This is a genomic window from Alicyclobacillus sp. ALC3 (genome assembly GCF_028751195.1).
Taxonomy (GTDB): Bacteria; Bacillota; Bacilli; order Alicyclobacillales; family Alicyclobacillaceae; genus Alicyclobacillus_L.
In genome coordinates this window covers 1,658,563-1,683,905 of record NZ_CP066784.1, presented here as the reverse complement: position 1 = coordinate 1,683,905, position 25,343 = coordinate 1,658,563, and the positions used below count along the sequence as shown (strand labels likewise).

The 25,343-nt window shown below is 58.7% G+C and carries 20 protein-coding genes and 1 tRNA gene; 15 read left to right on the top strand and 6 right to left on the bottom strand.

Annotation, left to right across the window (positions count from 1 at the left end; translation table 11 throughout):
- Positions 1–123: 123 nt before the first annotated feature.
- On the top strand, positions 124–1,335 hold the full coding sequence (locus JC200_RS07935) for a YIEGIA domain-containing protein (protein ID WP_274435730.1): 1,212 nt from the start codon (positions 124–126) through the stop codon (positions 1,333–1,335).
- 83 nt (positions 1,336–1,418) lie between these two features.
- On the top strand, positions 1,419–1,859 hold the full coding sequence (locus JC200_RS07930) for an ArsR/SmtB family transcription factor (RefSeq protein WP_274435729.1): 441 nt from the start codon (positions 1,419–1,421) through the stop codon (positions 1,857–1,859).
- A 5-nt stretch (positions 1,860–1,864) separates the two neighbouring features.
- Here JC200_RS07930 and JC200_RS07925 read toward each other — a convergent pair whose 3' ends face one another.
- Complete coding sequence (locus JC200_RS07925) at positions 1,865–2,188, bottom strand: hypothetical protein (RefSeq protein WP_274436660.1); 324 nt, start codon at positions 2,186–2,188, stop codon at positions 1,865–1,867.
- On the opposite strand from JC200_RS07925, the gene JC200_RS07920 reads away from it, so the two are divergent.
- The 4 genes from JC200_RS07920 (at position 2,090) to JC200_RS07905 (ending at position 7,754) form a co-directional block, all read left to right on the top strand.
- Positions 2,090–2,992: a cation diffusion facilitator family transporter gene (locus JC200_RS07920; RefSeq protein ID WP_274435728.1), complete on the top strand. Its 903-nt coding sequence runs from the start codon at positions 2,090–2,092 to the stop codon at positions 2,990–2,992. The two genes, JC200_RS07925 and JC200_RS07920, sit on opposite strands and share 99 nt — an antisense overlap.
- A 1,141-nt stretch (positions 2,993–4,133) precedes the next feature.
- Positions 4,134–5,258: a type 2 isopentenyl-diphosphate Delta-isomerase gene (gene fni / locus JC200_RS07915; protein WP_274436496.1), complete on the top strand. Its 1,125-nt coding sequence runs from the start codon at positions 4,134–4,136 to the stop codon at positions 5,256–5,258.
- Between the two features lie 153 nt (positions 5,259–5,411).
- Positions 5,412–7,283 (top strand): 1-deoxy-D-xylulose-5-phosphate synthase, encoded by a 1,872-nt coding sequence (gene dxs, locus JC200_RS07910; protein ID WP_274435727.1) that lies wholly within the window; start codon positions 5,412–5,414, stop codon positions 7,281–7,283.
- A 12-nt stretch (positions 7,284–7,295) separates the two neighbouring features.
- Positions 7,296–7,754: an NUDIX hydrolase gene (locus tag JC200_RS07905; protein WP_274435726.1), complete on the top strand. Its 459-nt coding sequence runs from the start codon at positions 7,296–7,298 to the stop codon at positions 7,752–7,754.
- Between the two features lie 64 nt (positions 7,755–7,818).
- Here JC200_RS07905 and JC200_RS07900 read toward each other — a convergent pair whose 3' ends face one another.
- Together JC200_RS07900 and JC200_RS07895 are read right to left on the bottom strand one after the other, a co-directional pair.
- Positions 7,819–8,322 (bottom strand): hypothetical protein, encoded by a 504-nt coding sequence (locus JC200_RS07900; RefSeq protein WP_274435725.1) that lies wholly within the window; start codon positions 8,320–8,322, stop codon positions 7,819–7,821.
- A 15-nt stretch (positions 8,323–8,337) separates the two neighbouring features.
- Complete coding sequence (locus JC200_RS07895; RefSeq protein WP_274435724.1) at positions 8,338–9,288, bottom strand: GGDEF domain-containing protein; 951 nt, start codon at positions 9,286–9,288, stop codon at positions 8,338–8,340.
- 444 nt (positions 9,289–9,732) lie between these two features.
- Between JC200_RS07895 and JC200_RS07890 the strand changes: the two genes are divergently transcribed.
- Both JC200_RS07890 and JC200_RS07885 read left to right on the top strand, forming a co-directional pair.
- Positions 9,733–10,977: an MFS transporter gene (locus JC200_RS07890; protein WP_274435723.1), complete on the top strand. Its 1,245-nt coding sequence runs from the start codon at positions 9,733–9,735 to the stop codon at positions 10,975–10,977.
- Between the two features lie 131 nt (positions 10,978–11,108).
- The gene (locus tag JC200_RS07885) at positions 11,109–12,074 is read left to right on the top strand and encodes a hypothetical protein (protein WP_274435722.1); all 966 of its coding nucleotides are present in this window, start codon (positions 11,109–11,111) and stop codon (positions 12,072–12,074) included.
- 27 nt (positions 12,075–12,101) lie between these two features.
- Here the strand turns inward: JC200_RS07885 and JC200_RS07880 are convergent, their stop codons facing one another.
- Positions 12,102–13,373 carry a hypothetical protein gene (locus tag JC200_RS07880; protein ID WP_274435721.1) on the bottom strand — a complete coding sequence of 424 codons (1,272 nt, stop codon included), beginning with the start codon at positions 13,371–13,373 and terminating at the stop codon, positions 12,102–12,104.
- A gap of 340 nt (positions 13,374–13,713) precedes the next feature.
- Positions 13,714–13,789: transfer RNA gene (locus JC200_RS07875), tRNA-Pro, on the bottom strand.
- 626 nt (positions 13,790–14,415) lie between these two features.
- Between JC200_RS07875 and pcrA the strand changes: the two genes are divergently transcribed.
- Positions 14,416–16,806, top strand: a complete 2,391-nt coding sequence (pcrA, locus tag JC200_RS07870) for a DNA helicase PcrA (protein WP_274435720.1) — start codon at positions 14,416–14,418, stop codon at positions 16,804–16,806.
- A complete protein-coding gene (ligA, locus tag JC200_RS07865) occupies positions 16,803–18,938 on the top strand; it encodes an NAD-dependent DNA ligase LigA (protein WP_274435719.1) in 2,136 nt (711 codons plus the stop codon). Before pcrA ends, ligA begins: the two co-directional genes overlap by 4 nt.
- Before the next feature lie 93 nt (positions 18,939–19,031).
- On the opposite strand, the gene JC200_RS07860 is transcribed toward ligA, so the two are convergent.
- Positions 19,032–19,181, bottom strand: coding sequence for a hypothetical protein (locus tag JC200_RS07860; protein WP_274435718.1), 150 nt, complete (start codon positions 19,179–19,181; stop codon positions 19,032–19,034).
- Between the two features lie 261 nt (positions 19,182–19,442).
- On the opposite strand from JC200_RS07860, the gene JC200_RS07855 reads away from it, so the two are divergent.
- The 5 genes from JC200_RS07855 (at position 19,443) to rlmD (ending at position 25,334) form a co-directional block, all read left to right on the top strand.
- Positions 19,443–20,402, top strand: a complete 960-nt coding sequence (locus tag JC200_RS07855) for an MraY family glycosyltransferase (RefSeq protein WP_274435717.1) — start codon at positions 19,443–19,445, stop codon at positions 20,400–20,402.
- Between the two features lie 183 nt (positions 20,403–20,585).
- The gene (gatC, locus tag JC200_RS07850; RefSeq protein WP_274435716.1) at positions 20,586–20,876 is read left to right on the top strand and encodes an Asp-tRNA(Asn)/Glu-tRNA(Gln) amidotransferase subunit GatC; all 291 of its coding nucleotides are present in this window, start codon (positions 20,586–20,588) and stop codon (positions 20,874–20,876) included.
- A 3-nt stretch (positions 20,877–20,879) separates the two neighbouring features.
- Entirely contained in the window at positions 20,880–22,340 is a 1,461-nt protein-coding gene (gene gatA / locus JC200_RS07845; protein WP_274435715.1) for an Asp-tRNA(Asn)/Glu-tRNA(Gln) amidotransferase subunit GatA, read from the top strand.
- On the top strand, positions 22,337–23,773 hold the full coding sequence (gene gatB / locus JC200_RS07840) for an Asp-tRNA(Asn)/Glu-tRNA(Gln) amidotransferase subunit GatB (RefSeq protein ID WP_274435714.1): 1,437 nt from the start codon (positions 22,337–22,339) through the stop codon (positions 23,771–23,773). The genes gatA and gatB overlap by 4 nt, the downstream gene beginning before the upstream one ends.
- A gap of 43 nt (positions 23,774–23,816) precedes the next feature.
- Positions 23,817–25,334 carry a 23S rRNA (uracil(1939)-C(5))-methyltransferase RlmD gene (rlmD, locus tag JC200_RS07835; RefSeq protein ID WP_274435713.1) on the top strand — a complete coding sequence of 506 codons (1,518 nt, stop codon included), beginning with the start codon at positions 23,817–23,819 and terminating at the stop codon, positions 25,332–25,334.
- Positions 25,335–25,343 lie beyond the last annotated feature (9 nt).

Genomic DNA, 25,343 nt, shown 5'->3' with positions numbered 1-25,343 from the left:
GACCCTGCCGGACCTGCCGCATCGCCTGACTGCGCGGCACACAATTGGACGCCTGAATTCTTCGCGGGCATCTGTCCACGTGCATCTTTCGCTTACGTCATCGCAACGGAGGAAGACGACGCTATGCATGCCTTTTTTCTAAGCATTGTGCTCGGTATTGCGCTGGGCCTCGTCACGGCGGTGCTGCTTTTAACCAGCCATCGAGGACAGTTTCCGTCCCGGCCAAACGGCCTGACCATCCAACTGTTTCTCGGGTTTGTCGCGAGTTTGATTGGGGCGCTTGCCGTGCCGGCAGTCTTTAAGCCCGATTTCACTGCCGGAGTGTTCGTTTCCCTTGGCACTGCGCAGTTTCACACCATGCGCGGCCTCGAGCGAGATGCGTGGAAGGATGTCGATGACGGCGAGCAGGTGCCTCGCGGCGCTGCCTACATCGAAGCCCTCGCGGCGGCGTTCGAGGCGCGTATTTTCTTCATTTTCGGCGTGTCCGCCATTACGACTGTGTTGGTGCATCTCTTGCACTGGCTCATTGGGGTTGTAGTTGGCATCATTCTGGCGTTCGTCGCGCAGCGATTGATGCGGGGCAAGCGGCTCGATGACGTGGCAGATGTCGCGATCACCACGGCAGAACACAAAGACGGTCGATGGTATGTGAACGGTACGCCGTTCATCGAAGGCCATAAGGCGGCATCGGGGCCCGCACCTGCAAGCAGTGATCAGGGTGACACCACATCTCCCGGCAAGCCGTTGCCTTCTACCGCGATGCTCGGTCCAGTGCGGAACGCCGTTAACGAACAGTCGGACGGCCCGCAGACAGGCCCGCAGACAGGCCCGCAGACAGGCCCGCAGACAGGCCCACAGACAGGCCCACAGACAGGCCCACAGACAGGCCCACAGACAGGCCCACAGACAGGCCCGCAGACAGGCCCGCAGACAGGTCCGCAGACAGCGCCGCAGACAGCGCCGCAGACAGGGGAGAGTGTGGGCAGCCTCCAGAACGAAGTGAGGCACCACGAGTACAGCCTCGGTTCGACGCCGCCAGTGCTTGCGGTGATGATCAAACCCGACAAGTTTGTCAGCGCACTCGCGCTGAACCACAAAGGGCAGCAGCAGGCAATTCTGCATACGGTAGCGGCGAATGTTGGCGTGAATCCCCACGGGCCCGCCCCGGCGGCTGCCTTCTATGATCCCGTCACCAACCGCCTGTTTCTGCTCCTCTCGCCGCTCTGGCCAGACGAACAGGCGGCCGCGCAGGCTGCGCGGGGGGCACCGCTCCTCGAGGCTGTCATGCCGCGCGGATTCCCGCGAGAAGTCAGACTCCATCACTCAACGGTGTAACGTAATTCGACCGTGTCACTTTCGCGCGGTGTTCGCTATACTGTCTATATGAATACATGTTCATATTCTTGGGGGCGATAACGATGGCGGACCCAGAGCAGATGCTCACTTCCACTTCTATAAATGATGTTGACCAGTGTTCGGTTTCCCTTGTCCACGACGAAGCCGTGGGTGAGGTGACGCAGGAACAGCTCAGCGAAACGGAGGTGCAAAGCCTTGCCGAATCGTTTAAGGCGCTTGCCGATCCGACCCGTATCCGGATGCTCAGTAACCTGATTCAGCGTGAACTCTGCGTCTGCGACTTGGCAGCCATTCTCGGCATGACGCAGTCGGCCGTTTCGCACCAGTTGCGCACGCTGCGGATGATGCACATTGTGAAAAATCGGCGCGAAGGCAATACCGTCTACTACACCTGCGATGACGCGCACGTTGTTGGTCTGCTTCGGATGGGGATTGATCACGTCGCCCACACTGTCCAGTCCGCGACCGGGCGGCAAGCCGAAGCCGGGAGGAATGTTCCATGAGCACCCTAACGCCCGACCGCGCCACGCCCGACCGCGCCACGCCCGACTGCTCCCGTGGGAATCAGGCGGATCACGCCGATGGGCAGCAGGCCGGCCACGACCACCGTGCGGACCATCATCATGGCCACGGCCACGGCCACGGCCATGACCATGACCATGACCATGACCATGACCATGACCATGACCATGACCATGACCATGACCATGACCATGACCATGACCACGGTGGTGTGTTTCACACCCATGCACCGGCGGGCCGTATGCGCACAGCGTTTTTTCTTACGTTGCTCATCTTCGTCGTAGAAATCGCCGGCGGCCTTCTGTCCCACAGCCTGGCCCTGCTGTCTGATGCGGGTCACGTGCTGACTGACATCGCCGCGCTCGGCCTCGCCTGGTACGCGCTGCGGCAAGCGGAAAAACCGTCGGACCAAGGCATGACGTTCGGCTACTACCGTTCCGGCATCTTGGCGGCGCTCGCGAACGCTGTCACGCTGATTCTCGTTACACTGTTTATCCTGTGGGAAGCCTACCACCGCTTTCTCCACCCTGAGCACGTCGCGCCAGGCTGGATGCTTGTCAGCGCTGGCGTCGGACTGGCCGTCAACCTGTATATGGGGCTTGGTATGCGCGGCCATCACGACCTGAACGTCAAAAGCGCAGTCCTCCACATGCTCGGTGATGCGGCCGCGTCAGCTGGCGTGATCGTCGGCGGCGTCATCATGCTGCTGACCCACTGGTACGTGGTCGACCCAATTCTGAGCGTGCTCATCGCGGTGCTGATCGCGTTTGGGGCGACGAGGATTGTGCGGCAGACAATCGGGATCCTCATGGAAGGCACTCCGAAAGACATCGACTTTCGCGCGGTCGTCGCAGCCGTTAAGTCGATCGACGGGGTAGTGGATGTGCACGACGTACACATCTGGAGCATCACAAGCGGGGTCAATGCGCTGTCTTGTCACATTGTCGTGAGTGGCGAGATGACGGTTCGTGAGAGTCAGTGCGTGCTCCGCGAGATGGAAAATCGCCTGGTGCGGATGGGGATTGGCCACGTCACGATTCAGACGGAGGATGACGCTCACCCGCACGGCGACTCGGAACTCTGCGCTGGCACGGAGCGCGCACACGCGGACTAGCACGCGCACTAGGTTTTCAGCGGGCAGCGGGAACTGTCTGCACGCACACCTAGCCACAAGGTAGCCACACATTTCCTTAGCCGAATATCAACGGGATCGCGTTGGTCCACGCCGCGACTTTCCTCTGCCTTCGACGCAAAATTCACGCTGTCACAGCGCTAGGCATGGGTGGGACTGCAGGTGTCAAAATGCCATCTATCTACGGACTGCATGTGCTGTAGGTGTCAAAATGACACCTAACGCGAGGGCGGATGTGCTGTAGGTGTCAAAATGACACCTAGCGCGAGGGCGGATGTGCTGTAGGTGTCAAAATGACACCTAGCGCGAGGGCGGATGTGCCGTAGGTGTCAAAATGACACCTAGCGCGAGGGCGGATGTGCCGTAGGTGTCAAAATGACACCTAGCGCGAGGGCGGATGTGCTGTAGGTGTCAAAATGACACTTAGCGCGAGGGCGGATGCGCTGTAGGTGTCAAAATGACACTTAGCGCGAGGGCGGATGTGCTGTAGGTGTCAAAATGACACTTAGCGCGAGAGAGGATGCGCTGTAGGTGTCAAAATGACACTTAGCGCGAGAGAGGATGTGCTGTAGGTGTCAGAATGACACCTACAGCCAATGCAGTCCTTCCCGCTAGTTGTCAAAATGAAACGTAGTAGGAGTGTGAGCAGCCGTAGGTGTCAAAAAGCCATCTACAAGCGCCTGGGCCCCCACGGAATGGCTCCTCAACAACCAAATGGTCGTTTTCCGACTACCCGACGTCAACTCCACCACAACTGGCTCAATGTAGGTCCCGGCGCCACTGGAGCTACTCCCTGAGGCGGGTATGGCGGCCCTAACCGGCGTTGCGTCTTGAAACAGGGACTTCAGCTTCACCTCAGTCTGTGTGAATTCGACTGGTGAGCATTAATTCCGCGTAGGCGAACTGTCTGCCACGACAATCCGATTCCAACTAGGTGGCAGCTTAAGGAACGCAGCGCCGCGTTGATTGGCAGGTGTGTTGCCGACCGGCCCAAGGGGTTCCAAGGGGCCCCCGCATCCCCGATTTGGTTTTCCGGCATCGAACTCACGTTGACTCCTGCCAGCCCCTGACGTAGCCTAATATGGACACGCGCTCTCAAGGCCAAGAGGAGGACGTGCTTTTGATGGTGGAGGAATCCAATCTTCGATCACGCCGCAAGGCTGAACATATGGAAGCTGTTCGAACACTCGGCGATGTGCCAGAGGCGTCGTGGTTTCAGGACGTCAAGTTGCTGCCCAACTGTGCGCCGGAAGTCGATGTGGAGGACGTTTCGCTCGCGACGACGCTGTGCGGAGTGAAGCTCGCGTCCCCCATCGTGATTAATGCAATGACAGGCGGAACAGAGGAGGCGCTCGTGGTCAACCAGCGGTTGGCACGGCTTGCTCGCAAGTACGGCTTGGCGATGGCAGTCGGCTCGGAGACCGCCGCCGTTCGGGATGCCACGTGGGAACATACCTATACAGTCGTGCGGGACGAGCACCCGGAAGGCGCCGTCATCGCGAATGTCGGCATGAGCGCCCCCACAGAGACGGCGCTTGCCGCCGTCGAGTTGCTGCACGCCGACCTGCTGCAGGTTCACTGGAACGTGGCGCAGGAGATGTTTATGACGGAAGGTGATCGCGCTTTTCACGGCGCGCTTGACCGCCTCGCAGAGACGGTGCGGCAAGTTGATGTCCCGCTCATCGCGAAGGAAGTAGGGCAGGGGGTTGCTGCGCCGGAAGCGCTCCGGTTTGTGCAGGCCGGCGTGTCGGCGATTGACGTCGGCGGTCGCGGCGGCACTAATTTCATGGCCGTCGAGGCGTGGCGGCAAGGCGCGGCACTCGACGACGATTGGCAGGACTGGGGCATCCCGACTCCGGCCGCGCTGTGCGAAGTTGTCCAGGCGGTGGGAAAGAAGGTCGATGTGGTGGCGTCCGGCGGCATCCGCTCGGGACACGACATCGCCAAGGCTGTTGCGCTTGGTGCGTCTGCAGTCGGCATCGCTGCGCCGCTGTTGCGCCTCGTCAGTCGACCGGACGGCGAAGCGGCGGTGGCCGCGTTCATCGAACACCTGCACGACACGCTGCGTAAACTGCTCGTGCTCACGGGCAGCCGTACCTGGGGCGACCTGCGCAAGCGGCCGGTGGTGATGAGCGGCGGCGTTCGGGACTGGCTGATGGCGCGCGGGATGGCGGCATTTGTCAGTGAAGTCGGGGGTCGCGACGAGCACTTACACAGCGATACACACATGGGTTTCCGGCTGCGATGATACCCGTACGAGCTAAAACTGCGCAAACGTGGTACCCTATCAGCACACTGACCGGACGTGAACCGACAGTCGAGTCGTAGCGTCTGTGAAGTAAGGGGCGCACCTGCGTCCTATCACGATGACCCTAAATTGGCAAGGTGAGGTGTTGCACCTGTGCTGCTAGAGCGTGTAAACAACCCGGGTGACCTGAAGAACTTCACAACAGAACAACTGGAGCAGTTGGCGGTGGAGATCCGCGACTTTCTCGTCGAATCGGTGTCGAAGACGGGAGGTCACTTTGGGGCTAACCTCGGCGTCGTTGAACTGACTCTTGCGTTGCACAAGGTCTACGACAGCCCGACTGACAAATTGGTCTGGGACGTTGGGCACCAGGCCTATGTGCATAAAGTGTTGACCGGCCGCCGCGACGACTTCGCGGCTCTGCGCAAGCATGGCGGTCTGGCAGGATTTCCGAAGCGAAACGAAAGCGAACATGACCAGTTTGGCACCGGCCACGCGAGCACATCCATCTCGGCTGCGCTCGGTATGGCCGTTGCGCGCGACTTGAACCAGGAGAGGCACCAGGTCGTCTGCGTGATCGGAGACGGCGCCCTAACTGGTGGCATGGCGATGGAGGCACTCAACCACGCGGGTGATATCGGCACGGACTTGACCGTGGTCCTGAATGACAACGAGATGTCGATCGCGCCGAACGTCGGCGCACTTTCGAGGTACCTGACCAAGGTTCGGGCTGATCCGACCTATTCGCGCGCGAAGACCGAGGTCGAACAACTGGTCAAACGTATGCCCGGTGTGGGTCCGCGTCTGACGCGAGCGCTCGAGCGCGTCAAAGACTCATTGCGCAGCCTCGTCATCGCTGGGCAGCTGTTTGAGGCGTTCGGGTTCAAGTACTTTGGTCCGATTGACGGCCATGACTTACCGCAGCTCGTTCACATCCTCGAGGACATCAAGCGCGTACACGGACCCATCCTGCTGCACGTGGTGACGGCAAAGGGCAAAGGCTACGCCTCAGCTGAGGAGGCGCCAGACAAGTTCCACGCCTGGCCGTCTACGGCGAAGAAGAAAGACGTGCCCGGATACACTGAAGTGTTCGCAAAGACACTGATTGAATTCGCGAAGAAGGACCCGCGCATCGTTGCGGTGACGGCGGCAATGCCATCCGGTACGGGACTGAACAAGTTTGCGGACGTGTTTCCGCACCGGACGTTTGACGTCGGAATTGCGGAACAACACGCCGCCACTTTCTGCGCTGGGCTCGCCACTGCAGGCAAACGGCCCGTGTTCGCGGTTTACTCGACGTTCCTGCAGCGCGCGTATGACCAAGTCATCCACGACGTGTGTATTCAGAACCTGCCGGTGATGTTCGCGATCGATCGCGCCGGTTTTGTCGGACCTGACGGCGAGACGCACCAAGGCATGTTCGACCTCGCCTACCTGCGCACGGTTCCGAATATGACCGTGATGATGCCAAAGGACGAGAACGAGTTGCGCAACATGTTGTGGACTGGACTTCACCACGACGGACCGAGTGCGGTCCGCTACGCGAAGTCGGACGGACTTGGCGTAGCAATGGATAAAGAGCCGCAGTCCATCCCGCTTGGCCAGGCCGAAGTGGTGCGCACGGGCGGCGACGTCGCCATCCTCGCGCTCGGCCCGATGGTGCAACTCGCAGAGCAAGTCGCAGACCAGTTGCGCAACCGCTTTGGCACAGCTGCCACAGTGGTCAACATGCGGTTTGTAAAGCCACTCGACGCAGAGTTAGTCTGCTCACTCGCACGCCGTGGCTTGCCGCTTGTCACCGTTGAAGAAGCCTCCCTCGCAGGTGGCATGGGCTCAGCAGTGCTTGAGACCTTGGCGGCCGAAGGCCTTCGCGCAACGGTGCTCCTGCGCGGTGTGCCGGACCGCTTTATCGAGCACGGCTCACGAAACGAGCAACTCGCCGAAGTCGGCCTCACAACGGACGAACTAGTGCGGGACATCAGCGAGTTACTCGACACCCAGCCCAAGCGAAGCGCGAGCGTGTAGAGGTGACAGTCGATGGCGGATTACATGAGCGACTTGCGCAAAGTTGTTGGCACACGCCCAATTATCATGGGCGGCGCAGGTGTGTTATTGCTCGATAGTGAGGACCGCGTGTTGCTTCAACTGCGTGCGGACAACGGCTGTTGGGGCATCACGGGCGGCGCCATGGAGCTAGGCGAAACCTTTGAGCAGACGGCGCGCCGCGAAGTCCGCGAGGAGACTGGTCTGACGGTGGGTGACCTTCAAGTCCTCTGTTTGCACTCAGGTCCACAGACACACTTCGTGTACCCGCACGGGGACGAGGTTTACTTGGCAGCCGTCATCTTTACGTCACGGGACTTTCACGGCGAGATGCGCGCGGACGAAACGGAAACCTCGGCCCTCAAGTGGTTTGCGCACGACGACATTCCAGATAACCTCAACCCGCCGGATCGACATGCGATCGCGCAGTTGGTGGAAAAAATGAAAAGCTAGCCCTCGTCTGGGGGCTAGCTTTCGTCTTAGCCAGCACTCGTTTCGCCGCTCCGCGGTTGTCCAGCTAACCCTCGTTTTCGCCGACGGTGGGGCCAAACTGCCTGCGCACGACTTCGCCGTACCACTTCGCGAGCGCTGCGCCGAGCTGATAGTAAATCGCGGTCGCCGACAGCAATCCTTCGTAGGCGACGATAGAGGTGGAAGTCGCGTCGTCGTCCGGAATGGCTGTGGTTGAGACATCGTCAACTGGGGCCGTCTCAGGCGCAACGCGGCTCTTTGCGCTTGTGGCACCAGCCGTACTGATGAGAGCCGCCGCAGGGCGGGCAGGGTCAACGTGTGTCAGCGTGACACGTACGTGATCGACCTCTGCATTGTAGGTGACGTCGACGGCGAGCTCGAGACCTTGGTCGCGGGCTGCGAAGCTGAGCGTGCCGTGGCCAGCGGGGTTGACCGGGGTGAATGAGAAGCGACCGTCAAAGCTTGCGACGGTGTCGAGGACGTCGGTGACCGTGGCATATACGCCTTGCGCACGTGTGGCGTGATTGGATTGGCCCGCCCGGTCGGACACAGCAAGTCCCCCTTTCTAATTCGAGCGTGTATGTGCGATTTTCATCTCGTACAGTCGCTTGTCCGCGACGTAGTAGCAACTGTCAAAGTCGTAACCGTCGATGCCGATGACTGCGCACCCGACGCTCATGGGAATGCCCTCGTCAAGGAACCAGCCGCATGCTGCCTCAGCAGTTGCGTCGACATCGAGACTGCCGCTGCGAGTCAGAATGACGAACTCATCCCCGCCAAAGCGCGCGCAAATCCCACCGCACTCTTTTGTGTGCCGAGACAGGATGTCACCGGCTTTCATCAAGAGGTCATCTCCCGCTTGGTGCCCACTCTGGTCGTTTACTAATTTAAACCGGTCGACATCCAAGACACACAGCGTCAGAGAATCATCGTGTGCGCTAACGATTTCATCAAACTGGGTGAGAAATCCACGTCGGTTGAAAAGGCCCGTCAAAGGATCATGAACACTCAATCCTTCTGCCACCCGGCGCTGAAGCACCATTTCCAAAAACACCGAGATCAGTTCCATGCATCGGGAGAGTTCCTTGCTGTCATCTGGCGATATTGTTCGCCTGCCAAGCGCAAACACTCCAACTGGTGCGTCGTCAAAGTGAACGGCCCAAAGACCGGCCTGCATAATGCCGCTGTTCTGGACAATATCAGCCCAAGCAGGCGGCAATTCGTTAGTGCTGTACCAAGCGCGGCTGTGAATATACTCCGTGAAGTGCTTGGACCCGCGAATCGCGTAGCGAATCTCGTCGTCGGATGCTTCAAGGCCCCATTGGTAGAACATGCGCTTTCGGCTTTTTAGGTAGTCGATCCCGTTCTGTCGTGGCCGGCGTTCGAAGATGAAGAAACCTGCATCGATCTCAAAGTGCTCCCGGAGAAATTGAATAGCTGCCTGTGCGACGTGTGACCCACGCGCAAGTGTTGTCCATTGTCTTGAGGCAGAGAGAAGTAAATCAAGGCGGTCCATGACGGTAACTCCTCAAAGTAGGACGAACTCACGTCGCCCCCCAATTTCATGTCCCGTCTTACGACGAGATTCCGAGTCTCCTCTTTTATCATATCACATAGCCGTCCAGTTTCTTCAATAATAGCCATTTTGAATATTGGCAATTTATCAAACGCGCCGTGCTCACTATTTTGCCTCTTGGATTCGAGAGTGCCAGTCATTTTCCTTTATGCCGCGCAGGCGTAGATACCCCCACGAGGCACTCAGTGTCACCTGGACAAGCCTGTCAGTTGGATTTGTACTAAATTCATAGACACTAATATACTGACTATCGATGAGGTTGCCGAACGGATTTTAGCAGGTATCTAAGCCAAGGGGGAGAAGCAATGATGATTAGGGCGGCAAATCTACAACATGCAACTACGCCTCTCTGAGTGGAAGCTGCCAATGTGGTGAGGTGTATGAATGGCTGAGAGAAGCTCCCGATTCAGGACTACTATTTGGACAACTGTTTTCGTGTCTGGTGTCGGTATCTCCGCCATCGGGGATTTTATCTATTTAGTCGCCATTAACGTGTTTGTTTTGAACCAAACTCACTCGGCGTCCGCCGTCGCCGGGCTGTGGGTCGTATCTAGAATTGCCGCGCTACTTGTCGGACCGTGGGCAGGTAGTATTGCAGACCGGTTTTCCCGCAGGAACCAACTGATTGGTATTGAGATTGCTCGCGCAGTGTTGGTGGGTCTCTTGCCCTTACTCCACCATTTGCTGGACATCTACATCGACGTATTTCTGTTGGGGATTGGCAGCACATTCTTTGGGAGCTTGTTTCTTCCGTATCAAACCCTGCTCATTCCGGAACCATCGCGAAAGCGGATAAACTCGATTGTCAGTATGCTGACATACAGTGCGCTCCTGACAGGGCCGGCCATTGCTGGGGCGCTTTTACTCGCCGGGCACGCTGCGATACCCTTGTGGTTGGACGCAATCAGTTTCCTCATCTCTTCCATGTCGTTCTTTCTTTTGCCTGATTTGGGCCTACCACAGGAATCCGCCGGAAGGTCACACCCCTGGCGTACGGTTTTTACAGATTGGCGGACAGCATTTCAATTTCTTGCTGAGAATCGGTTGTTCACGGTGTTGCTTAGTTTGACTGCACTTATGGGCATCTTTGCCCTGACGGCCGACGCGCAGGAAGTTGTCTTTGCGCAGCAAGCATTGCATCTCGGGAAATTCGGGTATGGCATGATGGTGACGTCGGCCGGAGTCGGATACGTGTCTGGCGCCCTCCTATTGTCGGTCGTGGCCAATCGGGTCGATTCTGTATGGTTACTGGGCGTTGGCACGCTGTTCAGCGCGTTTGGCTATTTGTTCTATTCGCTGGCGCATTCCTTTTGGTCCGCGGTCATCGGGCTCATCATCTTGGGGCTGTTTGGTTCAAGTGCGAATGTTGGCTTCACAACCTATACACAGAAAGTCATGCCGGTGTCTCACATGGGAAGAATCAACAGCGTCATCGGTCCGCCGCGACAGTTGCTCAACATCCTGTTCATCCTGCTTGGTGGGTTTGTGGCTACCAAGTTTGGTGTTCGTGATTTGATGGTGGGTATGACGATTCTGATGTGTGTGGCTACTCTCTTCATAACATTGCTGGTCATTTCACCAAGCAATCGGAAACAGATAAGTAACTCCGTTTCCGACAGTGCTTCGTAGCAACCGTGGGTCTGCAACGGGGGATTGGCCTCGTGTGTCAGCTACCCTACTCGATTTGTCACAAAATCATGCCTGTTGCACGGGATTGCGGCTCCACGAGGGGTGTTGGAATTAAGTCAGGAGGTTCTGGTTTGGCCTATGTTTTCGACTGCGTAATTACCGAGACGACTCTCGATGAAATATCCCAATCATTTGTTCCCGTGAAGGATGTGTATTTCTTTGACGATGAGAGCATGGCAAACAGTTGCCTCCGGCATGGACTGACGGTGTTCTCACGGCAAGAGTTCACATCAACATTTCCGTTGTTCTCCTTGCACTACGGCTCTGTGTATCATCTCTGGTCGATGAAGTTATCGCAAGACGTGTTTGTGTTGGTGGCCAAACCATCTGAGCTTGTTTTCCTGACTGATGACCTGCGCCAGAGATTGTTGGCTCGGCAGATTGACTATGGTCGCGGTCATATATATCACGCCGAATGGTTCGACAAACTCAACCTGCCGAAGATGGTTACCCCTGATGTCGGAGGTGAGTGGCCTTACTTTCTGACATGGGACGATTGGTGGAAACTCCCTCTGAGTACCCGCAGACAGTGGATTGTGGAGTGGCTCAGACAATGGCGTCAGGAAGATGCGCTAGGGGTTCCGTTTGATCATGCCAACGCCCTCTACAAGTCTGTTCCTTATGAACTGCTCAAGGAGTATGCCGGTACATTTGGTTCTGAGGGCACTGCCAATTGTTTCGCGGCTGCCATTGCAACGGTAGTGGGGGCAAGCAATCCTGATCAAGGTCGCGTGCTGATTTCAGAGTGGCTCCATCCAGGACCGTTTTTTCGGTTGTTACATAGCCAAGGGTATGTGAAATGTGCCGAATACCGAGACACAGGCAATCTCACGTTTAGACCGGCCGATGTATTGGTGTGGTACACAGGGGACGGCATGGCTGGCCACGCGGGATATGCAGTGTCTCATGATTCGGTATTCCAAAAACAAGGTCAAGGCTGGGTCAACCCCTGGCAAGTCATCAAGATTGAAGATGTTTGGTACAACAAGTACTTGGACTCTGGCGGGTGCATTGCCGTCTTCAGAAGGCGCGGGTAGTCGGTGTGGGCACGCGCTACCACACCGTCAGCCGCCCGTCGCGCTGTTCTTTACATAGTAGCCGCCTTGTATCGTATAACCGGGAACCGGTGCTGGCGGTACCGCGTGATAGTGTTGCTTCAATTTGGCACTGGTGTCGAGCGCAATCGACGCAGAGTTGAGTGAGTTGTTGAGTAACATTTTGATCTCGGTGTATAACTTCGCACGGGTCTGGTACGCGCTCGTGCCAATCTGCAATGGGAATCGAGTAGCCCAGTTTACGCTTGACGGCAAGGAGCCGTGGTTCCAGACAGTTGGCTGCATTTGCCAAGCCCAAGCAGAGTCCTTCTGGTCGCCTTTCATTACGTATCCGTTCCAAAATGCCGCTACACCCTGCGCTCCCGCTTGGACTTCTCTTTGCAGACCAGCCAGCATGTCTTGTTGGTCCTTTAGCGCCACTGCCTTTGGCTCGGGACGTACAACCGGAACCGTTGTACTTGTAGGGTTGGCGGGAAGAACACCGAGCCACGGCCCCGTGCCGATGTAGACGTACTGGCCACGCTCTGCAAAGGCAGGGGCGTTGTTGGCGGTCGACACCCGAGAGGTGTCCCGCGGGATAGAAAACACTCGCAGTACGTCCGTCTGTGTGTTGACGGCAACAATGCGGTTCCAGTAGCGGAAGCCAACCATCATATACGGGAGTGGGGCATGAAGCGGGCCTTTCATGGCGAGCCAGACCCAATGGCCGCTTTGCCCAATGACTTGATTGTCGAAAGGTGCAGGATCGGTCATGATTTCCGAAGCGTATCCTGGGACGGATGGCGGAAGTGTGAAGGCGCTGCTGCCGTGGTCGGTCAGCGTGATCTGAATCGGCTTTGTATAGTGTAGTTTGCCAAACTTGAGTGACCATGGGCCGTTGTAGCTGCTTGGCTGGTTGGTGGAGTGCGTGGCGCCCACTGTCGAGCTTGACTGATGTAGTGGGGCCGACATGTACACCGACGTCAAGGTATTGCCTGTTACCACACTTCGCATGGCGGTCACTTCAAGCTGATTGCCCGTAGTGCTCAACCCGGCAATCTGGGCACCTTTGCCGAACGCAGACAGGTTGATATAGGACCATCCGACGAGCGACGTGCTTGGTGTTGGCGAGGGCGTAGAAGTTGATGTTGAATTGGACCCGTTTACCACTTGGTTCGATGCGTTTGAGCCAGTGGGGGAGGGGGAGTTCGTTTGCCCGGTGCCTGAGGTGTTGCACCCTGAAAGCACACCCACGGCTGACAGAGCGAGGCCAGTCAGCATCCAAGCGCGGTTTCGCTTCACATCATACAACTCCTTCGCATGTTAAAGTCCGTGGCACGTGCTGTGTGACAGTGTATCGGAGATCCAGCGCTCGTGCCGTGGACGAAACAGCACACAGTTATGGTAGCCAATCTCAATTAGACGTAGTCTTACAAGAAATGAGGGGTTCTGATGCGGAAAAGTTCGTTAGGTGGAGGGAGGGCGTGAGAGAAATGGCAGCACTGTAAGTCGCATGAGCATAAGAAAAACCACCTTCCATCTGATGTGGAAAGTGGTCGCAGCAACCGAAAACTGGGTCGGACATCGACCACACGTTTCTTGATTGTCGAAAAACACCCGTGAACCCTTGCGACTACTACGTTGGTCGGAATGACAGGACTTGAACCTGCGACCTCACGGTCCCGAACCGTGCGCTCTACCACCTGAGCTACATTCCGTCGTCAGCGACAAAACATACTATATCACGCGCGCAAAATGGGCGTCAACTCGAGTTTGTAGCCAATCGTTGGGCGGTCCACGCCAACGGAGTGGGTAACCTGCGATGGACCGTCGGTGGACCACGACTCCACAGTCGATGCTGACTGGAAATCGCGTTACCGCCAAGCGTTAACGCGTCGGGAGGACGTTATGGCCAGGAGAAGGGGGCCTCAGCGGACGATAACGCGTTGAAATCGCGTTATGGGTTGAAAAAAACGGGGAAAATCGAGATCTCGAAGCGGATAACGCTATTTCATAGCGTTAAGGTCTGGATTATGTCAACTCATGAGGCGATAGCGCGTTTTAACAGCGTTATGTTGCCGATGATGTGCAACAGTCCACGATGCATCGCCTCCCGTTGCCGGTACGAAAGCCCAATCCTTGCCCCCCATTCAACCGCGAGGCTTTGGGAAGAGTTCAATCGCGTGAAGCTATTGACTGGGTCGACTACACCAACTGCATTGTACCATCTTCTCGATCCGACTCCGGGCAAGGCCTATAATAAGGTGTGATGAACCACAGAGGAATCCGTGTGCCGCGAACGGGATTGCGTTTTTGCAGCCGGCGTTCGGGAGGGAGATGCCACATGTTGTCCACCGCAAGCGCCGACGACATTTTGAAAGGTCTGAATCCGCAGCAGCGCGATGCAGTGACCACGACTGACGGACCGCTGTTGGTCGTGGCCGGTGCCGGGAGCGGCAAGACCAACGTGCTGACGCGCCGCGTCGCCTATCTGATTACCGCGCGGCGGGTTGCGCCGTGGAGCATCCTTGCTATCACCTTTACCAATAAAGCGGCCAAGGAGATGCGGGACAGGCTGGAGTCGCTCGTTGGCCCCATTGCGTCGGACGTCTGGACGATGACGTTCCACGCGATGTGTGTCCGAATTCTTCGCCGCGACATCGATAAACTCGGCTATACTGCTGGTTTTACCGTGCTCGACGCGAGCGACCAGTTGACGACAGTGAAGCGCATTCTAAAGGACCAAAATGTCGACACCAAGCGGTTCGACCCGCGCGCCGTGTTGGCGTACATTAGCAACGCCAAGAACGAATTGAAAACGGCCGCCCGGATGCGGGACAGTTCGGGCGACCTGTTTCAAAAAATTGCGGGCGATGCCTACCTCGAGTACGAGCGGCGTCTGAAAGTGAATCAGTCGCTCGATTTTGACGACCTTATCATGAAGACGGTCCAGCTGTTCGACCAAGCGCCAGATGTGCTTGAGTTTTATCAGAACAAGTTTGCGTACATCCATGTCGATGAATATCAGGACACCAACCACGCGCAGTACAAGCTCGTGTCCCAGTTGGCGTCGCGCGACCACAACCTCTGCGTCGTCGGTGACTCCGACCAGTCAATCTACGGTTGGCGAGGCGCCGACATCCGCAACATCTTGCAGTTTGAGCGTGACTACTCGGAGGCCAAGGTAATCCGCCTCGAGCAGAACTACCGCTCGACCAAGACCATCCTCGCCATTGCGAACGAAGTCATTCGCAACAACGAGCAGCGCAAGGACAAGGAGCTCTGGACCGATGGCGAGCAAGGTCCGAACGCCACCCTCTACGCGGCAGGCAACGAGCACGTCGAAGCCGAGTATATCGCTGAGGAAATCGAGCAGTCGCTGCGCAAAGGTGGTCACTACCGCGATTGTGCCATCCTCTATCGGACGAATGCGCAGTCGCGCGTGATTGAGGAACTGCTGCTTGGGCGGGGTATTCCGTATCGGATCTACGGCGGTCTGAAATTCTATGAACGGCGCGAGATTAAGGACGTCATTGCCTATTTGCGGCTGATTGCGAACCCGGCAGATGACGTCAGTCTGGCGCGCGTCGTGAACGTGCCAAAGCGCGGAGTCGGGCAGACCACAATTGACAAATTGCAGGCGTTTGCGGTCGCCAATGGCTTGTCCCTGTGGGATGCGTTGGCCCATGCGGGGCAGGTTGGGGTGCGCGGTAAAATCGCGGCGGCGCTCGGCTCGTTTGTCGAGTTGATCGAGCAACTGTCACAAATGAAGTCGTTTCTGACATTGACCGAACTCACTGAGGAGTTGTTCAAACGCTCCGGGTACCGCGACGAACTGAAGGCGGAAAAGACGCTCGAGGCGGCGGGGCGCGTCGAAAACTTGGACGAGTTCCTCTCTTTGACGCAGGAGTTTGACGCAGGCTGGAGTGGCGAGACCGAGGATGGAGCGCTCGAGACGTTCCTCACCGAGACGTCCCTTGTCGCCGACACCGACCTGAACGCTGGCAGGCCTGTTGAAGTGCAGGCGGATGCTGACGAAGTCGTCCTGATGACCTTGCACAGCGCGAAAGGGCTCGAATTTCCGACCGTGTTTCTGGCTGGGATGGAGGAAGGAATCTTCCCGCACAGTCGCTCGCTTGGCGCCGACTCGGAGATGGAAGAAGAGCGGCGGTTGTGCTACGTCGGGGTTACCCGAGCCAAACGGAAGCTGTATCTGACGACGTGTGCGTCTCGGATGATTTTCGGAGAACACCGCCACTTTACCCCGTCGCGGTTCCTTGACGAGATGCCTGCGAACTTGGTTGAGCGCGAAGGCTCCGTGTGGCGCCCAGCGCACGCAGACCCCAGCGACTCTGTGAGACGCGAGTGGCAACCGCGCCAAGGGTCGTCTGGCCGCAACACTACGGTCGGCATGCAAACGTCCGTGCGCAACACATCCGCGGGCGGCAAAGGTAGCGGCCAACGTGCGCCGGCAAGCAGTCAGGACAGTGTCGTCCAGTTCAACGCGGCTGCGAGCCGCGGCGGGGCAGCGGGATCGACAAAGCCGGCTGATTACCGCGCCGGCGACAAAGTTGTGCACCGGAAATGGGGTGTGGGCACGGTGGTTGAGGTGAAAGCGAGCAGCGGCGACCTCGAACTGGCCATCGCGTTTGCTGCGCCGACTGGGCTGAAGCGACTGATGGCGCAGTTTGCCCCAATTGAAAAGCTGGAGCCGAAGGAGGATCACGAAGCGTGACCGAACCGAGCGCACGCGTCAAAGAGCTGCGGGACCTAATTGCGTATCACAACCGGCGCTACTACGAACTGGACGAACCGTCCATCACCGATGCAGAGTGGGACGCGCTGATGCGCGAGCTCGTCGCGTTGGAGACGGCTCATCCCGAGCTCGTGACTGCGGACTCCCCGACCCAACGCGTCGGTGGACCTCCAGCTGAAGGGTTTACCAAGGTGGAGCACGAGGTTTCCATGCTCTCGCTTGGCAATGCATACAGCGCGGACGATATGCGCGAATTTGACGCGCGCATTCGCGAGGCAGTCGGTGCCGTGCGCTACGTGTGTGAACTGAAAATTGACGGCTTGGCTGTGTCGCTGCGCTACGAAGGCGGGCGACTCGTACGCGGCGCCACGCGCGGCGATGGGCAGGTCGGGGAAGACATTACGATGAACATCCGCACCATCCGCAATGTGCCGTTGCAGTTGTCGGAAACGGTCGACATCGAGGTGCGGGGTGAAGCTTATATGCCAAAGCCTGCATTCCGGCGTCTGAACGAGGCACGCGAGGCAAACGGCGAGAGCTTGTTTGCAAACCCGCGCAACGCGGCGGCAGGCTCGCTGCGTCAGCTCGACCCCCGTGTCGCAGCCAACCGTGGCCTCGCCGTGTTTGTCTACACCGTCGTGGAAGCCGAGCGCTTCGCAGATACGCACAGCGGAGCCATCGCGATGGCCCAGCGCCTCGGGTTTGCCGTCAACGGTGAGTCGCGGACCTTCGATGCGATCGACGACGTGATTGAGTTTATTGACAGCTGGGGACGCAAGCGGCACGACTTGCCGTACGCGACAGATGGCATGGTCATCAAAGTCGACAGCCTTGCGCTCCAGGAGCGGCTTGGCTTTACGGCGAAGAGCCCGCGCTGGGCAATCGCGTACAAGTACCAGGCCGAACAGGCAGAAACTGTGTTGCGTGACATCGAGTTGAGCGTTGGACGAACCGGTGCAGTCACCCCAACTGCTGTGTTCAATCCCGTCCAACTTGCCGGGACGACCGTCTCACGCGCGTCCCTTCACAACGAAGACTATATACGTGACAAGGACATCCGGCTCGGCGACACGATTGTCGTGCAGAAGGCAGGGGACATCATCCCAGAAGTGGTTCGCAGCCTGCCGGAGATGCGAACGGGCGTGGAAGTTCCGTATGTCTTTCCCTACGAGTGTCCACAGTGCGGCGCGCCGCTCGTGCGGTTGCCGGAAGAAGCCGCGTGGCGGTGTGTGAACCCAGCCTGCCCGGCGCTCATTCGGGAGAGCCTGATTCACTTCGCGTCGCGTGATGCGATGAACATCGAAGGTCTCGGTGAGCAGTGGGTCGCGCAACTGCTTGAGCATCAGTTGATCCACGACGCGGCAGACCTGTACGACTTGACGCAGGAGGAACTCGTCACGCTCGACCGGATGGGCGAGCGCTCTGCGACAAATCTCGTTGCTGCCATTGCAGCGAGCAAGCAGAATTCGCTCGAGAAGCTACTGTTCGGGCTGGGCATTCGCCTTGTCGGCGAGAAAGCAGCGCGTACGCTCGCGAAGGAGTTTGGCACGCTTGACGCCCTCATGCGAGCTTCGTCCGAGGAACTGCAGACTGTCCCGGAAATCGGCCCAAAGCTGGCGGACAGCATCGTCGCGTACTTTGCGACCCCTGGGGCCCAGCAGTTGCTCGCACGACTTGTCGCTGCTGGCGTCAATACCGCGTTCATCGCGCCACGGGTGCGCGGTCGGGCAAGTACTGCAGCGCTTGCTGCAGGCGACGCTCTCCGGGAGGCAGGAACAGACACCGAGGCGGTGCCAGCCGGCGAGGGTACAGCGGGATTGGCTGAATCACTCGGCGACGGCGCTTCTTGGTTCACGGATAAAACCTGTGTGTTGACCGGGACACTGACCGTGATGGACCGCAAACAAGCCGGTGAGTGGATTGAAGCACTCGGGGGAAAAGTAACTGGGAGCGTCAGTGCCAAAACGGACGTAGTGATTGCTGGGGAGAAGGCTGGTTCAAAGCTGACCAAGGCCGAAAGTATTCGCGATTCAGGACAAAATGCGAACCTCGTGGTGATGAATGAGGAGCAGTTTATTGCGTTATTGCGAGCGGAGGGCGTGGAGTTGTAACGTTGGCAGCGTCTGTTACGTCTACACTGTGTCCGGTAGGCGCGGCTCTATCTACGTGTCGCCGCTGCCTGACCGGGCATACAGTGGCTACTGTTACTGGCGTCCGCGAATGAACTCGGCCACAGTGTACTTCTCTTCGGCCTTTGCGTGAAACCACGTGACCCGGGTAGACAAGCGACCGATGGCAATGAGGAGCGGGACACCGATGACGCAACCAATAATGAGTTCGTTGCTCGTCACCATGGACATCATCTCCTTCCGTCCGAATGGGTGCAGGCATGCACCTAGTCTCACCTTATGAGACGACAGCGTTAGTCATGCCGCGTCGGTGGACGATTTGTGCGTCCGGAAGGTGTCTTGTGTGGCCATGAGACTCTGTTATAATAGGGTCGGCTAGCTTCGTCCATTGGTGGATTAAGCGCTGTTTACTCTGAAGTCCTTAGAACGGTTGGTCGCGGCGTTGTCCAAGGATCCAGTACCGTGCAGGACGGAGGTTCTCCATTCATGTTTCATCCTTGGTATTATGTTTTGAGTTTCTTTATCGCATTTTTCCTTGTGTACGTAACCGTCCCATACATCCGGAAGCTCGCCATGCGAACTGGATTTGTTGATCGGCCGAACCAGAGGAAAATTCACACTGAGCCGATTCCACTGCTCGGCGGATTGTCAATGTACGTCAGCTTCGTTGTCACAGCAGGGTTAATGGGGCACGCGGGGCGGACGTTTGACGGTATCGCCATCGGTGGGCTCGTCATCTTCGCCGTTGGCATTTTCGACGACTTCTACAAAACACGCGGCAAGGACTTCAAAGCCTGGCCGAAGTTTTTGATGCAGATTGTCGCTGCGCTCGTGCTGATTGCCTTTGGCACCCGCATCGAAGGCGTCAACTTGCCGTTTCACCACGGATTTTTCACGTTCCCGGTGTGGCTTTCCGTACTCGGGACCGTGTTCTGGGTCGTGGCGATTACAAATATGATTAATTTCCTCGATGGTGTTGACGGTTTGGCGTCTGGTCTGTCTGCAATCTCGGCGATGACGCTGTTCTTTATTGCCCTCTTGAAAGGACAGGCAGCGATGGCGGTGTTTGCCGTCGTGTTGATGGGTTCGACGCTTGGGTTCCTGCGCCACAACTTTTACCCGGCGCGCATCTTTATGGGTGACGCTGGTGCGACTTTTCTTGGCTACGTCCTTGCGGCAATCGCTGTGGACGGCGCCTTCAAGAGCGCCACGCTCGTGTCATTGGTGGTACCGGTACTTGCGCTTGGGGTGCCAATCATGGACACCATCTGGGTCGTGATTAAGCGGTTCAAGGACAACCGTCCCATCTACGTCGCAGACAAAGGCCACACCTTTCATATGTTGATGAAGTCCGGCTTGAGTCAGATTCAGACGGTCGCGTTCTTGTATCTCGTCGGCATCTGCTTCTCACTCGCCTCCATCATCGTTGCGCTCGCTGTTCACTGAGTCGCTGCCGATTGCGTGGCTGCACGCAAGTTCTGCCAACAGGCAGTGCTGTGTTGCGACTCTCCCCATTTTGACTTCCGACTTTCTTTGTGCTTGCCTCCCTTGATAGATCCCGTTGCCCCACCGTATCATGGAAAGCAACACGTTGTCCGACCGGACACGCGCCATAGAGGAGGGTATGTTTTGGAGATCACACAAGACGCTGTGCGGCGCGTTGCCGCACTGGCGCGGCTCGCTGTGAGCGACGACGAGGCAGAGCACCTCGCCGCACAGTTGACGGATATTATCGGCTACGCGGAGCTGTTACAGACGGTCGACCTGACCGATGTTCTGCCGACGAGCCACCCACTATCACTCTACAACGCCCTGCGCGAGGACGAGTCCCGCCCGAGCCTTCCGCGCGACATCGCGCTGGCCAACGCGCCAGACGACGACGGCGAGCAGGTTCGTGTGCCTGCTGTATTGGAGGGCTAAGCGATGACAAATGAAACTCATCGATCGGTGCAGGAGCTAGTGCGCGCGCTGCGACAGCGTGACGTAAAGCCGTCCGAGGTCACGGCGTCGTCGCTCGCGGCGATTCAGAAGGTCGACCCCGAGGTCGGCTCGTTCCTGAGTGTGGATGAGGAAGGCGCCACAACTGCCGCCAAGGCGTTAGATGAAGCTGCTGACACAAGTGCGCCGCTGTTCGGCGTGCCGTACGCGCTCAAAGACAACATGGTCACGAACGGCCTTCGCACCACGGCTGGCAGCCGTATTCTCGAAACCTACATACCGCCGTACAACGCCACTGTTGCGGACAAGCTCGCAGCAACTGGCGGCGTGCTTATCGGCAAGACGAACATGGACGAGTTCGCGATGGGCTCTTCGACTGAGAACTCCGCTTATCAGTTGACCCGGAACCCGTATGCGCTCGACCGCGTCCCAGGTGGCTCGAGTGGTGGGTCTGCTGCTGCTGTCGCCGCAGGTCTTGTGCCGTTTGCACTCGGTTCCGACACCGGCGGTTCCATCCGCCAACCCGCGTCGTTCTGCGGCGTCGTGGGGCTGAAACCGACGTACGGCCGCGTGTCGCGCTTTGGTCTCATCGCGTTCGCGTCGTCACTCGACCAGATTGGCCCCCTTGCGCGCTCTGTCGAAGACGCAGCGTACGTGCTTGGCCTCATCAGCGGACACGACCCGCTCGATTCCACCAGTGCACCGAAATCGACAGAAGACTTTACCGCCGATCTCGACAAGGGCGTCAAAGGTCTTCGCATTGGCGTCGTGCGCGACATCGACACGGAAGGGCTGCACCCTGGTGTCCGCTCCGCTGTCGACGCAGCGGTCGCGGCGTTGCAGGGCGCCGGCGCCGAAGTCGTCGAGGTGTCACTTCCGAACAGCCACTACGCCATAGCAGCATACTATTTGATCGCGCCCGCTGAAGCGTCCTCGAACCTGTCCCGTTTCGACGGGGTTCGCTACGGTCACCGCGCGGCAGGCGCAACCTTGCTGCAGATGTACGAGCGCTCGCGCAGTGAAGGCTTCGGCATGGAAGTGAAGCGGCGCATCATGATTGGCACCTACGCACTCTCCTCCGGCTACTACGACGCCTACTACAAGCGCGCGCAGCAGATGCGCACACTCATCCTGCGCGACTTTGAGGCGGCGTTCGCAAACTGCGACGTGATCGCAACACCGACCGCCCCGACTCCGGCCTTCCGGCTCGGCGAAAAGATGGAGGACCCGCTCGCCATGTACCTGAACGACGTCTACACCATTCCGGCGAACCTCGCAGGCATTCCCGGCATCAGCGTTCCCTGTGGCACAGTCGATGGCCTGCCGGTCGGCTTGCAACTGCTCGGGCGCGCATTTGACGAGAAGACGTTGCTGCGCGTCGCGCACGCGTACGAACAAGTCCGCGGCGATATACTGCCAGCACCGCAAGTGGGGGTGGGACGATGAACTACGAAACGGTAATTGGCCTCGAGGTGCACGTCGAGTTGCAGACCGAGAGCAAAATCTTTTGCGGCTGCAAGACCACCTTCGGCGCACCGCCGAACACCAACGTCTGCCCCATCTGCCTGGGCCACCCTGGCACGCTGCCGGTGCTGAACAAGAGCGCCGTCGAACTCGCGCTCAAAGCAGCGCTCGCGCTGAACTGCGAGATAGGCCAGGACTGCAAGTTCGACCGCAAAAACTACTTCTACCCGGATTTGCCGAAAGGGTATCAGATCTCGCAGTTCGACCAGCCGATTGGCGAACACGGCTACGTCGAGATTGAAGTCGAAGGGGAGAAGCGGCGCATCGGCATCGTCCGCGTCCACCTCGAAGAAGACGCTGGCAAGCTGATGCACGCGCCCGATGGCACGCACAGCCTCGTCGACTACAACCGCACCGGCGTACCGCTGATCGAAGTCGTGTCGGAGCCGGACATCCGCTCGCCACTCGAGGCACGGCTGTACCTCGAAGCCATCAAGTCCATCATGCAGTACTGCGACATCTCCGACTGCCGCATGGAGGAAGGCTCGCTTCGCTGCGACGCCAACATCTCGCTGCGCCCGGTCGGTCAGGCAGCGTTTGGTGACAAAGCCGAAGTGAAGAACATGAACTCGTTTCGCTTCGTGCAGAAAGCGCTCGAGTACGAGGTGGAGCGCCAGACCGAAGTGCTCGAGTCCGGCCAAAAGGTGGCGCAGGAGACGCGCCGCTTCGATGAGGCGACGCAGTCGACGTTCTCGATGCGTTCGAAGGAAGAGGCACACGACTACCGCTATTTTCCTGATCCGGACCTTGTCCGCGTGAAAATTGACGACGCGTGGTTTAACCGGGTGCGGGACTCCATCCCGGAACTGCCGCTGGCAAAGCGCGCCCGCTACGTGGCGGAGTTTGGCCTGCCAGCGTACGACGCGGGCGTGTTGACCGCCGACCCGGCCATGGCCCGCTACTTCGAGGCCGTGGTTGCAATGGGACCGGACCCGAAGACGACCAGCAACTGGCTGATGGGCGACGTCTCGGCGTACCTGAACAATGCCGGTCTTGGCATCTCGGCGTCGCCAGTGGGTCCAGACGCGTTAGCGGAACTCATCCGCATCGTCGCCAGTGACAAAATTTCGCTCAAGCAAGGCCGCGACGTCTTCAAGGCGATGTGCGAGACGAAGAAGGACGCGCCGACACTCATCGCCGAGCTCGGAATGGAGCAAATTAGCGACGAGTCGGCTTTAATCGGCATCATCGACCAGGTCATCGGCGGCAACGAGAAGTCGGTGCAAGACTACCTCGGCGGCAAAGAGAAGGCAATTGGGGCCTTGGTCGGCCAGGTGATGAAGGTGACGAAAGGCAAGGCCAACCCAGGCGTCGTGAACAAGCTGCTCATCGAGCAACTGCAGAAGCTCAAGTAGGTGGCGGTCCGGTTGAATCGGATGGCCGTTAGGAGGAATCGCGGTGGCGAGAGGACCACAGTCGAAACAGCATGGACGGGCGCAAACGTCCGCTCGGCAACGGACCGGGGATTCCCGTCACCGTGATCGCCCAGTGTCTCAGCAACGCGTCACCTCTGCCGGTCCCGACCGCAACGCCGCGAGTGACGGTGCGAGTGACGGTGCGAGTCCCCCAGCCATCGGCTCCGTCCACACGGTCACAGCCGACCGCCTGAACGACGACGGCGATGGTGTCGGACGCATCGACGCCATCACGGTGTTTGTCCCCGACCTGCTGCCGGGAGAGGAAGCGCGTGTGCAAGTCACGGCGAACGAGCGGAGGTTCCTGCGTGCTGCAGTCATTGAGCGCCTGACCGACGCCGAGTCGCGACTGACACCAGCCTGTGCCGTATTCGGGGAATGCGGTGGCTGCCAATTGCAGCACTTTACATACGCAGCGCAGCTCGAGCACAAGCGGCGCGTGGTCGAACAGGCGCTCGTTCGGATTGCCAAGCTGCAGGATGTCCGCGTGCACCCGACGCTCGGCATGGATGAGCCGTGGCGCTACCGCAATCAGGTGCAGGTGCCACTGGAGTACGTGACGGGTACGGGTCAGGCCCAAGGTCGGTTGGTGACGGGTTTTTTTGCGTCCGGCAGCCACCGCATCGTACACAGCGCGACGTGTGACCTTGAGCCGTCTGATATGGAGCAGGCCGTCGCGTCGGCCGTGGACATGCTGACGGACACGCTCGGCGCCCGCGCGTCGGCCGTGCACCACCTGATTGCCCGCCGGTCGTACACGACAGGGCACATCATGCTGGTCGTCGCGGTGCGAGACGCGGACATCGACCTGCAGGCCGTGGCACAGAAGCTACTGTCACTGCCAAACGTGGTCAGCGTCGCTCGCACGGTCCAGTCGCAACCAAACGGGCCGGTCTGGGGGCGGTCCGTCGACATTCTGGCGGGATCGGCCGTACTCACGGAACGCCTCGTCGACTTGGAGTACCTCATCTCGCCGCGATCGTTCTTCCAGGTCAACACTGCACAGGCGGAACGCCTGATTGCAACCGCGCTCAAATACGCGGACGTCGACCCCGGGGATACGGTGCTTGACGCGTACTGCGGAACGGGATCAATCAGCTTGCCCCTCGCTCGTCGCAGCCGTCAAGTCATCGGCATTGAAAGTGTGCCGGAAGCGGTGGCAGATGCGCGTCGCAACGCGGAGCACAACGCCGTTGCAAACGCCCGCTTCGAAGTCGGGCAGGTGGAGAGCGTGCTGCCAAACCTCCTCAAGGAAGGACTCACCCTCGACGTGGCCGTCGTCGACCCGCCGCGCAAGGGCTGTGATCGCGTTGTGCTCGACGCCCTCATCGACGCGAAACCAGAGCGCATTGTCTACGTCTCTTGCAACCACGCGACACTCGCGCGCGACCTGCGCATTCTCGTCGACGGCGGCTACGCGGTCACCGAAGCGCAACCGGTGGACATGTTCCCGCAGACGAGCCATGTGGAGTGCGTGACGTCTCTTGTAAGAAAATCCTGATACCACGCC